This window comes from Rhizobacter sp. P3_B12 (genome assembly GCF_056402895.1).
In genome coordinates this window covers 1-10,118 of record NZ_JBFUGN010000128.1, presented here as the reverse complement: position 1 = coordinate 10,118, position 10,118 = coordinate 1, and the positions used below count along the sequence as shown (strand labels likewise).

The following is a 10,118-nucleotide window of genomic DNA, read 5'->3' as shown; positions in this document are numbered from 1 at the left end:
TAGGGCCGAGCGCCGGGCCGCCCCAAGCCGGCCCGCATCCCCTCGGGGGATCGCTCGACGTACTCGTCGAGCGAGGGGTTGTCAGTACCCTTGCGCGAGGCCAGTATTGCGGCGCGGATCATTGGCGCCATAGAACCGGTTCTTGCCGATCGGCTTGCCACCCAGCGACGGGGCACCCACCAGGATCGCCGCCACATGGTTGGCCGGCTGCGGGTTGCCGAGCTTGTGCCCCATGTCGGTCAGGATCTTGCGCGTGTCGGGGCTCAGCGCGTTGACCTCGACGTTGGTCGCCTCCGGCAGCCACTGCTGGTGGAAGCGCGGCGCATCGACCGCCTCCTGCACGTTCATCCCGTAGTCGACGACGTTCAGGATCGTGTGCACCACCACCGTGATGATGCGGCTGCCGCCGGGCGTGCCGGTCACCATCACCGGCTTGCCGTCGCGCGACATGATGGTCGGGCTCATCGAACTCAGCGGGCGCTTGCCCGGGGCGATCGCGTTCGCCTCGCCCTGCACCAGGCCGTACATGTTCGGCACGCCGATCTTCGCGGTGAAGTCGTCCATCTCGTCGTTCAGGATCACGCCGGTCTTCGCCGCAGTGACCTTGGCGCCGAACCAGTCGTTCAGCGTGTAGGTCACGGCCACCGCATTGCCCTCCTTGTCGACGATCGAGTAGTGCGTGGTGTTGCTGCCCTCGTGCGGCTCGACGCCGGGCTTGATGTCCTTCGACACGCCGGCCTTGGCCGGATCGATCACGCCGCGGATCTTCTCGGCATAGCCCTTGTCGAGCAGCCGGTCGAGCGGGTTCTTGACGAAGTCCGGGTCGCCCAGGTAGCTGTTGCGGTCGACATAGGCATGGCGCATCGCCTCGATCTGGTAGTGCACCGACTGCGCCGAGCGGTAGCCCAGGTCCTTCAGCGGATAGCCTTCGAGCACGTTCAGGATCTCGCAGATCACGACCCCGCCCGAGCTCGGCGGCGGCGCCGAGACGATGCGGTAGCCGCGGTAGTCGCACTCGACCGGTGCGAGTTCGCGGGTCTTGTACTGGTCGAGGTCGGCCTGCGTGAGGATGCCCTTGCCGGCCAGGCTGGAGGCGACGATGGCCGCCCCCACCGAGCCCTTGTAGAAGCCGTCCTCGCCCTTCTGCGAGATCAGGCGCAGCGTCTTCGCGAGGTCCTTCTGCACCAGGCGCTGGCCCGGCTGGAACGGCTGGCCCTTGTTCAGGAAGATCGCGCCCGAGGCCGGGTCCTTGCGGAAATCCTCGGTCGACGTGAGCAGCATGTCGACATCGCCTTGGTCCAGCACGAAGCCCTTGTCGGCGAAACCGATCGCCGGTGCGATCAGCTGCGCCCGCTTCATCGTGCCGTACTTCGCGCGTGCCAGCTCCAGCCCCGACACCGTGYCGGGCACGCCGACCGCCAGGTGGCCGGTGGTGCTCAGGCCCTTGATCACGTTGCCGCTCGCGTCGAGGTACATGTTCGGCGTCGCGGCGAGCGGCGCCTTCTCGCGGAAGTCGAGGAAGGTCTTGCGGCCGTCGGCCAGCTGGATCGTCATGAAGCCGCCGCCGCCCAGGTTGCCGGCCGCCGGGTAGACCACCGCCAGCGCATAGCCGACCGCGACCGCCGCATCGACCGCGTTGCCGCCCTTCTTCAGCACGTCCACACCCACCTGCGTCGCGTAATGCTGCGCGGTGACGACCATGCCGTTCTCGGCGGCGGCCGGTGCGATCGACGCGGCATGCACCGTCCAGCAACACACTGTTGCGGCGGATACCACGAAACTCTTCAGCAGACGACGGGTCTTCATCGTGACGTTCTCCTCGGAGGTACCGAATGGCACCAGTGGTTGGAATTCGGCAGGATAGTCGCAAAGCCTTGCCGCCAATGGGGATAGGCACAAGATTTGCCGACGTTTTGTTGCAAGTATTCGCTCACATTAGCCCTCTGACGGATGGACGGCCCGGCACCATCAGCACTCTCGGAAGTCGAGTGCTAATATCAAGGGAACGAAAGGAATTTCAGCATGTCTGATGCTTCCATGAGCCTCACCAAGACCCTGTCCCCCGATACCGCCCTGACGCTGCGCGACCCGTTCGCGATGGTGCCCTCGCTGGGCAACCTCGATGCGTACATGTCGGCGATCAATCGCATCCCGCTGCTGACGCACGAAGAAGAAGTGTCGTTCGCGCGCCGGCTGCGCGAGCACGGCGATGTCGAAGCCGCCGGAAAGCTGGTGCTGTCGCACTTGCGCCTGGTGGCGTCGATCTCCCGCCAGTACCTCGGCTACGGCCTGCCGCACGGCGACCTGATCCAGGAAGGCAACGTCGGCCTGATGAAGGCCGTCAAGCGATTCGACCCGGATCAGGGCGTGCGCCTGGTCAGCTACGCGATGCACTGGATCAAGGCGGAGATCCACGAGTACATCCTGAAGAACTGGCGCATGGTGAAGGTCGCGACGACCAAGGCCCAGCGCAAGCTGTTCTTCAACCTGCGCTCGATGAAGCAGAGCATGAAGGAAGACGCCGCCGACGGCTCGACGCACCGTGCCACGCTGACGCAGGCCGAGATCGACCGCGTCGCGCAGCAGCTGAACGTCAAGCGCGAGGAAGTGCTCGAGATGGAGACCCGCCTGTCCGGCGGCGACATCGCCCTCGAACCGCAAGGCGACGACAGCGAGGAAAGCTACGCGCCGATCGCCTACCTGGCCGACGACAGCAGCGAGCCGACCCGCGTGATCGAGGCACAGCGCCGCGACTGGCTGGCCGGCGACGGCATCGCGCAGGCGCTCGACGCGCTCGACGCACGCAGCCGCCGCATCGTCGAGGAGCGCTGGCTGAAGGTGAACGACGACAGCTCGGGCGGCATGACGCTGCACGACCTGGCCGGCGAGTACGGCGTCAGCGCCGAGCGCATCCGCCAGATCGAGGTCGCCGCGATGAAGAAGATGCGCAAGGCGCTGACCGAAGCGGCCTGACCCCCGCCCACACCGCGCGGCGGACAGCAGAAAGGGCCCCTCGGGGCCCTTTTTCCTTGCTGCATGCGCCCGCTGTTCAGGTGCTGGCCAGCAAGGCTTGCAGATCCGACTTCAGCGCCTCGCTGCCGCTGCCGTAGCGCGTGAACAGCCGCAGCTTGCCGCTGGTGTCGAACACGTACGAGCCGGCGGTGTGGTCCATCGTGTAGCTGCCCTCGGTCTTGCCGGGCACCTTGGCGTAGAACACCTTGAACGACTTGGCGACCGCCGCCGTCTGCTCGGCCGTGCCGCGCAGCGCGACAAAGCTCGGGTCGAAGCTGCCCATGTACGCCTTCAGGATCTCCGGCGTGTCGCGCTCCGGGTCGATCGTGATGAACACACCCTGCACCTTGTCGCCGTCGGCACCGAGCGCCTTCTTGACCTGCGCCAGCTCGGCCATCGTGGTCGGGCAGACATCGGGGCACTGCGTGTAGCCGAAGAACACGACCGTCAGCTTGCCCTTGAAATCGGCCAGCGTGCGCGTCTTGCCGTTCTGGTCGGGCAGCGACAGGCCGCTGCCGTAGTCGGCACCGGTGATGTCGACCGCCTTGAAGGCCGGCGTCGACGACGCCAGCTGCGGCAGCTTGTCGCAGCCGGCCAGCAGGGCGGCCGCGGTGAGCAGGGGCGCGAACAGGAACGCGGTGGCAAGGGATCGGCGGTGCATCATCACAGCAGGGGGCTCAGGTAGTGGTCCACCAGCAGCGCGGCGAACAGCAGCGACAGGTGCCAGATCGAGAACAGGAAGGTGCGGCGCGCGAGCGCATCGGAGTACGAGCGCCACAGCTTCCACGCGTAGCCGGTGAACATCGCGCCCAGCACCACGGCCGCGGCCAGGTAGATCCAGCCGCTCATGCCGAACACGAACGGCAGCAGCGTCGCGGCGAACAGCACGAAGGTGTACAGCAGCACCTGCAGCCGCGTGAACTCGTTGCCGTGCGTGACCGGCAGCATCGGCAGGCCGGCCTTGCGGTAGTCCTCGACGCGGTACAGCGCCAGCGCCCAGAAGTGCGGCGGCGTCCACAGGAAGATGATCAGGCACAGCATCAGCGCCTCGGGGCCTACGTCGCCGCGCATCGCGGCCCAGCCCAGCACCGGCGGCATCGCGCCCGACGCGCCGCCGATCACGATGTTCTGCGGCGTCAGCGGCTTCAGCACCACGGTGTAGATCACCGCATAGCCGATGAAGGTGGCGAAGGTCAGCCACATCGTCAGCGGGTTCACGAACAGGTAGAGGACGGCACTGCCGATGGCGCACAGCACGCCCGAGAACAGCAGCGTCTGCGTGTTGGTCAGCTCGCCCTTGGCGGTCGGCCGCCACGCGGTGCGGGCCATCTTCGCATCGATGTGCTGCTCGACCAGGCAGTTGAACGCCGCCGCGGCGGCGGCCACCAGCCAGATGCCTGCCGTGCCTGCCAATGCGGGCTTCCAGTCCGGCAGTCCCGGCACCGCGAGCAGCATGCCGATGACGGCGCAGAACACGATCAGCTGCACCACGCGCGGCTTGGTCAGCGCGTAGAACTGCCGCCAGCGCGGCGGATGCGCGACGCGGGTGTCCGTGGCGGCAGGGGGAGTCAAGGTGTTGGACATGGGCAGCGAACCGCTGATTTTACGAGGCGTGCCGCCAGGCCGCAGCCGCGGGAGAACGCCGCCCGACGGACAAAACGTCCACATGCGCACGCGCGAGCAGCGCCGCCAGCAGCGTGAGCAGCGCCGCGGCGCCGCCGGTGTGGGCCAATGCCGCCACCAGCGGCCAGCCGAGCACCACGTTGCCGAGCCCGCTGGCCAGCTGCCAGGCCGCGACCGCCGCGAAGCGCAGCGCCCAGCGGCGCAGCGCCGGCTCGCCGCTCGCGTGCAGGCGCCAGGCGAGCAGCAGCAGCGCCGACAGCGTGACGAACGCGCCGATGCGGTGCACCACGTGGATCGCCGTCAGCGCGGCGAACGGCAGGAAGCCGCCGTCCTTGCCGGCACCCAGCTCGCGCCAGACCGCGAAGCCGTGCTCGAAATCCATCGCCGGCCACCACGCGCCCTGGCAGGTCGGGAAATCGGTGCAGGCGAGCACCGCGTAGTTCGTGCTGACCCAGCCGCCCAGCGTCACCTGGGCGAGCGCGATCGCGAGCACCGCCCACACCGCGCGGCGCAGCGACGCCGGCATCGCGAGCGGCGGCCGGTGGTCATCGGCCTGGGCCTGCGCCTGCACCGCGAGCAGCATCAGCAGCACGAGGCCGCCGAGCAGGTGCAGCGTGACGATGGCCGGGAACAGCTTCATCGTGACGGTCAGCGCGCCGAACGCGCCTTGCACGCAGAAGCAGGCCAGCGTGATCGTCGCCCACCACGGCGACAGCCCGTGCACGTCCCGCGGCCCGCGCAGGCGCTGCCACCAGGCGGCCGCCGCGATCGCGACGGCCAGCACGCCGAGCCCGCTCGCAAGGTAGCGGTGCACCATCTCGACCCAGGCCTTGCCGTGCGTCACCGGCCCGCCGGGCAGCGCGGTCTGCGCTGCCTCGATGTGGCCCTGCGCGCCCAGCGGGCTCGCGTTGCCGTAGCAGCCGGGCCAGTCGGGGCAGCCGAGCCCGGAATCGCTGAGCCGCGTGTAGGCACCGAACAGCACCAGGTCGAAGGTGAGGAACAGCGTCATCACCGTCAGCGCGCGCAGCCGCGTCGCCGGGTGCGCGCGGCGGTGCCGCAGCGCGATCCACACCAGCGGGCCGGTCGCGAGCAGCACCGCCACCAGGGCCATCGTGGCCAGCGGGCTCAGGTCGTAGGACGCCACCGCGCTCATCTCAACGCGCCGGGCGTCCGGGCTGGTCCCACGAGGCCGATGCGCGCAACAGCTTCTCGATGTCGCGCTTCAGCCTGGCCGCATCGGGCTTCGGCGGCACCCGCATCATCCACAGCCCCATCGGATCGACGAGGTAGATGTGCTGCGACAGCGCCTGCCCCTCGGCCGGCGCGAGCCAGGCCGCGAGCCGCTCGCGCGAGACCCGCAGCACCGCGGCCGGCGTGCCGACCGAGATCGCCTGCATCACCTCCGGCCGCGGCGCGCCCGCGCCGGTGACGAGCCAGACCTTGTCGACGCGTTCCTTCTCGCGCCCGAGCGACTCGCGGATCTGCCGCTGCAGGTAGAGGTGGTCCTCGCAGGTCTTGTCGCAGGCCGCATCGCCGACCACGACGATCAGCCACTGGTCGCGCAGGGCCGCGGCCGCGACCGGTTGGCCGCCCAGCGTGCGCAGCCCGAGGTCGTCGGGCATCGGCCGCCCCGGTGTGATCAGCTCGCTGTAGTTGGTGCGGCCCTCGGGCCGGATCACGAAGTAGGTGACGTACGACGCGATCACCGGCGCGGCGCACACCGCCAGCACCAGCAGCATGCGCAGGCGGCCGGCCGCGGTGCGGCGCTGCGCGTCGGCCAGCGCGGGCGACGGCAGCGAATGCACGCTGAAGCTGAGCGGGCTGTCAGGCACGGCGCCGGAGCCGGGGACGGAGGAGTTGGAACCAGACATACAGACCTGCCATCAGTGCGCACATCGCGAACCACTGGAACGCGTACCCATAGTGCTTGTGGATGTCGACCGCGGGAGCGGGCCAGTGGCGCGACAGGCCGTCGGCCGGTTCGTCGAGCTGCTGCACCGACAGCGGCCGCAGCGTCACGCCGAACTCCTTCGCGAACGCCGCGAGGTCGAGATTCTGCCGGATGGTACCGGGGACACCGCCCGCGAAGTCGAACAGCCGTGCGGGAGGCGGGGCGATCAGCCCGCTCACCTCGACGCGGCCGGCGGGCGTCGGCACGCTCGGCACGCGGGTGCGGTCGGCCATGTCGCGCGGTGCCCAGCCGCGCTGCACCAGCACCGCATCGCCGCCCGGCAGCACGAGCGGCGTCACGACGAAGAAGCCCGGGCGGCCGTTCATCTGCCGGTTGTCGAGGAAGACGGTGGCCGCGGGCCGCCATTCGCCCTGCAGGCGCACCGGCCGGTAGTGCTGGGCCTCGGCCTCGGGCGCGGTGCGCGCGAGCGTCGCATCGTCGAGCGGCGCCAGGCGGCCGCGCTCGTCGAGTGCCGTCTGCAGCGCCTGCTTCTGCGCGGCCCGGCTCAGCTGCCACAGGCCGAGCCGGGCAGTGCTGCCCATGCCCAGCAGGGTGGCGATCAGCACGATCGCGGCGAGGGTGCGGGTGGAATAATCGGTGCCCATGAAATACCTGATCGGCGTCGCCTTCGTCCTCATCATCGGCGCGCTGGCGTTCGCCGGTGTCTTCATGATGCGCGACKGGCGCGACGGCAAGCCGAAGACCGGCAACATGATGCGGGCGCTGGCGGTGCGGGTCGGCCTGTCGGTGCTGCTGTTCGCGATCATCCTGTTCAGCTACTGGATGGGGTGGATCCAACCCACCGGCATCCGCACCAGCTGAACCCCGGATTGGCATCCGGGCTACGAATGAAAAGAGCGCCCCGCGAGGCGCTCTTGTTTCATCGGACGTCGCTCAAAGCCAGTAGACGACGATGTAGAGGCCGAGCCACACGACGTCGACGAAGTGCCAGTACCAGGCGGCACCTTCGAAGCCGAAGTGGCGCTGCGGCGTGAAGTGCCCGCGCTGCAGGCGCAGCGTGATGAACAGCAGCATCAGCATGCCGACGAACACGTGGAAGCCGTGGAAGCCGGTCAGCATGAAGAAGGTCGAGCCGTAGATGCCCGACGACAGCTTCAGGTTCAGCTCGCTGTACGCATGGTGGTACTCGTAGCCCTGCAACGTCAGGAACAGGATGCCCAGCAACACCGTGACCCACATGAAGGCGATCGTCTTCGCGCGCTGGCCGGCGATCAGCGCATGGTGCGCGATCGTCAGCGTGACGCCCGAGCTCAGCAGCAGCGCGGTGTTGATGGTCGGGATCGGCCACGGGCCCATCGTGCGGAACGGCTCGACCGTGCCGGCCGGCGCGCCGGTGAAGCCCACGCCCGAACTCGGCCAGATCGCCTTGAAATCGGGCCACAGGATCGCGTTGTCGAAGCTGGCGAGGTTGGGCACTGCATGCAGCCGCGCCCAGAACAGCGCACCGAAGAACGCGCCGAAGAACATCACCTCGGAGAAGATGAACCAGCTCATGCTCCAGCGGTACGAGACGTCGATGCGGTCGCTGTAGAGACCGCCCTCGCTCTCGCCGATCGCGTCGCCGAACCACTGCTTCAGCACGAAGGCCCACCACAGCAGTCCGAACAGCACCAACCAGGCCGCCCAGCCGTGGCCATTGACCCACTGGCCGCCGCCGAAGATCATCATCAGCAGGCCGAAGGCCGCCATCACCGGATGCCGCGAAGGCGCCGGAACGAAGTAGTGAGGGGCCTGGCCCGAGTGCGTCGCTGACGACATGTGTTCTCCTGCTAATCCGATCTGTCTGTCTCTTGCTCTTCAGCTCGCGGCGGCGACACCGCTGGCCAACACCCACTGCACCAGCACCACGAGCACGATCACGAACAACGCGGCRCCGAGGACGCCCGCGATGATCAGGTGCACCGGGTTCAGCTGCTCCACATCCTTCTCGTAGTCGCCCGACTTGCGCACGCCGAAGAACGACCAGGCGACCGCCTTCATCGTGTTCAGGAACGAGCCGCGGCGCTTGACTGCGTCTTTCAGTCCGTCACTCATGAGCGCGGCTCCTTCGAAGCCGGCGCGGCGACCTTGTCGGTCGTGGCCGCCACCTTGCCGCCCGCCACCTCGAAGAAGGTGTACGACAGCGTGATCGYCTTCACGTCCTTCGGCAGCTTCGGGTCGATCACGAACACCACCGGCCACTGCTTGGCCTCGCCCGGCTTCAGCGTGTGCTCGCTGAAGCAGAAGCACTCGAGCTTGTTGAAGTGCGGCGAGGCCTGCTTCGGCGCATAGCTCGGGATCGCCTGCGCGGTCATCGTGCGGCCCTGCACGTTGCGGAACTCGTACATCACCGTCGCGAGCTCGCCCGGGTGCACGTCGATCGAACGCTGCATCGACTTGAACTCCCACGGCCCGCGCGCGTTCGCATCGAACTCCACCGTGATGGTGCGGCTCGCGTCGACCTGCGTGTTCCTGCTCGGCGCATCCGAATTGCCCGGCACCGCGCGCTCCGACAGCGACAGCACGTTGACGCCGAGCGCCTCGCAGATCGAGCGGTACATCGGCACCATCGCCAGGCCGAAACCGGCCATCGCGACAGCCACCACGACCAGCTTGCCGGCCATGCGCAGGTTGTCGGTCTTCAGGCCGTTGTCGTTCATCGCATCAGATTCCGAAGAGCGCGGCCTTCGCCATGAAGCCGATGAAGAAGACGATGGCCACCGAGGCCAGGATCCATCCCAGCCGGCGGTTGTTCTTCTTCTGCTCGGGCGTCATGTCAGCCGATCACCTTGGTGGCGGCCGCGTTCAGCTTCGGCGGGTGCTCGAAGGTGTGGAACGGCGCCGGCGACGGCACTTCCCATTCCAGGCCTTCGGCGGCTTCCCACGGCTTCTGCGGTGCCTTCTCGCCCTTGCCGCGCATGCACGGCACGACGACGAAGAAGAAGAAGTAGACCTGCATCAGCCCGAACCAGAACGCACCGATCGACGCGACCATGTTGAAGTCGGCGAACTGCATCGGGTAGTCGGCATAGCGGCGCGGCATGCCGGCCAGGCCCAGGAAATGCATCGGGAAGAAGGTCAGGTTGAACGAGATCAGCGAGCCCCAGAAATGGATCTTGCCGCGCGTCTCGCTGTACATCACGCCGGTCCACTTCGGCGCCCAGTAGTAGAAGCCGGCGAACATCGCATACAGCGAGCCGGCCACCAGCACGTAGTGGAAGTGCGCCACCACGTAGTAGGTGTCCTGCAGCTGGATGTCGACCGGCGCCATCGCGAGGATCAGCCCGGTGAAGCCGCCCATCGTGAACACGAAGATGAAGCCGACCGCGAACAGCATCGGCGTCTCGAAGGTCATCGAGCCGCGCCACATCGTGGCGATCCAGTTGAAGATCTTCACGCCGGTGGGCACCGCGATCAGCATCGTCGCGTACATGAAGAACAGCTGGCCGGTGACCGGCATGCCGGTCGTGAACATGTGGTGCGCCCAGACGATGAACGACAGGATCGCGATCGATGCGGTGGCATACACCAC

General features: G+C 67.9%; 13 protein-coding genes. 2 read left to right on the top strand and 11 right to left on the bottom strand.

Annotation, left to right across the window (positions count from 1 at the left end):
• Positions 1–81 precede the first annotated feature (81 nt).
• On the bottom strand, positions 82–1,701 hold the full coding sequence (gene ggt, locus AC1D01_RS09815; protein WP_477865856.1) for a gamma-glutamyltransferase: 1,620 nt from the start codon (positions 1,699–1,701) through the stop codon (positions 82–84).
• A gap of 336 nt (positions 1,702–2,037) precedes the next feature.
• Between ggt and rpoH the strand changes: the two genes are divergently transcribed.
• Positions 2,038–2,973, top strand: a complete 936-nt coding sequence (rpoH, locus tag AC1D01_RS09810) for an RNA polymerase sigma factor RpoH (RefSeq protein WP_465114173.1) — start codon at positions 2,038–2,040, stop codon at positions 2,971–2,973.
• A 76-nt stretch (positions 2,974–3,049) separates the two neighbouring features.
• Here rpoH and AC1D01_RS09805 read toward each other — a convergent pair whose 3' ends face one another.
• From AC1D01_RS09805 to AC1D01_RS09785, 5 genes are read right to left on the bottom strand one after another with little or no spacing between them, the layout of a single operon-like run.
• Positions 3,050–3,676 (bottom strand): SCO family protein, encoded by a 627-nt coding sequence (locus AC1D01_RS09805; RefSeq protein ID WP_477865855.1) that lies wholly within the window; start codon positions 3,674–3,676, stop codon positions 3,050–3,052.
• Entirely contained in the window at positions 3,676–4,596 is a 921-nt protein-coding gene (gene cyoE / locus AC1D01_RS09800) for a heme o synthase (protein WP_477865854.1), read from the bottom strand. Before cyoE ends, AC1D01_RS09805 begins: the two co-directional genes overlap by 1 nt.
• A 19-nt stretch (positions 4,597–4,615) precedes the next feature.
• Positions 4,616–5,788, bottom strand: coding sequence for a COX15/CtaA family protein (locus AC1D01_RS09795; protein WP_477865853.1), 1,173 nt, complete (start codon positions 5,786–5,788; stop codon positions 4,616–4,618).
• Position 5,789: 1 nt separating this feature from the next.
• A complete protein-coding gene (locus AC1D01_RS09790) occupies positions 5,790–6,506 on the bottom strand; it encodes an SCO family protein (RefSeq protein ID WP_477865852.1) in 717 nt (238 codons plus the stop codon).
• Positions 6,460–7,191, bottom strand: coding sequence for an SURF1 family protein (locus tag AC1D01_RS09785; RefSeq protein WP_477865851.1), 732 nt, complete (start codon positions 7,189–7,191; stop codon positions 6,460–6,462). Before AC1D01_RS09785 ends, AC1D01_RS09790 begins: the two co-directional genes overlap by 47 nt.
• On the opposite strand from AC1D01_RS09785, the gene AC1D01_RS09780 reads away from it, so the two are divergent.
• Entirely contained in the window at positions 7,190–7,408 is a 219-nt protein-coding gene (locus AC1D01_RS09780; RefSeq protein ID WP_477865850.1) for a twin transmembrane helix small protein, read from the top strand. The genes AC1D01_RS09785 and AC1D01_RS09780 overlap by 2 nt on opposite strands.
• A 72-nt stretch (positions 7,409–7,480) precedes the next feature.
• Here AC1D01_RS09780 and AC1D01_RS09775 read toward each other — a convergent pair whose 3' ends face one another.
• The 5 genes from AC1D01_RS09775 to AC1D01_RS09755 all read right to left on the bottom strand — a co-directional run.
• Positions 7,481–8,365: a cytochrome c oxidase subunit 3 gene (locus AC1D01_RS09775; RefSeq protein ID WP_477865849.1), complete on the bottom strand. Its 885-nt coding sequence runs from the start codon at positions 8,363–8,365 to the stop codon at positions 7,481–7,483.
• Positions 8,366–8,404: 39 nt separating this feature from the next.
• On the bottom strand, positions 8,405–8,641 hold the full coding sequence (locus tag AC1D01_RS09770; RefSeq protein ID WP_477865848.1) for a DUF2970 domain-containing protein: 237 nt from the start codon (positions 8,639–8,641) through the stop codon (positions 8,405–8,407).
• Positions 8,638–9,246, bottom strand: a complete 609-nt coding sequence (locus tag AC1D01_RS09765; protein ID WP_477865847.1) for a cytochrome c oxidase assembly protein — start codon at positions 9,244–9,246, stop codon at positions 8,638–8,640. Before AC1D01_RS09765 ends, AC1D01_RS09770 begins: the two co-directional genes overlap by 4 nt.
• 4 nt (positions 9,247–9,250) lie before the next feature.
• Positions 9,251–9,361 carry a cytochrome oxidase small assembly protein gene (locus AC1D01_RS09760; RefSeq protein ID WP_477865846.1) on the bottom strand — a complete coding sequence of 37 codons (111 nt, stop codon included), beginning with the start codon at positions 9,359–9,361 and terminating at the stop codon, positions 9,251–9,253.
• Between the two features lies 1 nt (position 9,362).
• A partial coding sequence (locus AC1D01_RS09755) for a cbb3-type cytochrome c oxidase subunit I (RefSeq protein ID WP_477865845.1) occupies positions 9,363–10,118 on the bottom strand: 756 nt, incomplete at its 5' end.

Coding starts and splice junctions, on each gene's coding strand:
- cyoE (WP_477865854.1), bottom strand. CDS start 4,596: ATGTCCAACACCTTGACTCCCCCTGCCGCCACGGACACCCGCGTCGCG.
- AC1D01_RS09775 (WP_477865849.1), bottom strand. CDS start 8,365: ATGTCGTCAGCGACGCACTCGGGCCAGGCCCCTCACTACTTCGTTCCG.
- AC1D01_RS09790 (WP_477865852.1), bottom strand. CDS start 6,506: ATGTCTGGTTCCAACTCCTCCGTCCCCGGCTCCGGCGCCGTGCCTGAC.
- AC1D01_RS09795 (WP_477865853.1), bottom strand. CDS start 5,788: ATGAGCGCGGTGGCGTCCTACGACCTGAGCCCGCTGGCCACGATGGCC.
- AC1D01_RS09805 (WP_477865855.1), bottom strand. CDS start 3,676: ATGATGCACCGCCGATCCCTTGCCACCGCGTTCCTGTTCGCGCCCCTG.
- AC1D01_RS09785 (WP_477865851.1), bottom strand. CDS start 7,191: ATGGGCACCGATTATTCCACCCGCACCCTCGCCGCGATCGTGCTGATC.
- rpoH (WP_465114173.1), top strand. CDS start 2,038: ATGAGCCTCACCAAGACCCTGTCCCCCGATACCGCCCTGACGCTGCGC.
- AC1D01_RS09760 (WP_477865846.1), bottom strand. CDS start 9,361: ATGACGCCCGAGCAGAAGAAGAACAACCGCCGGCTGGGATGGATCCTG.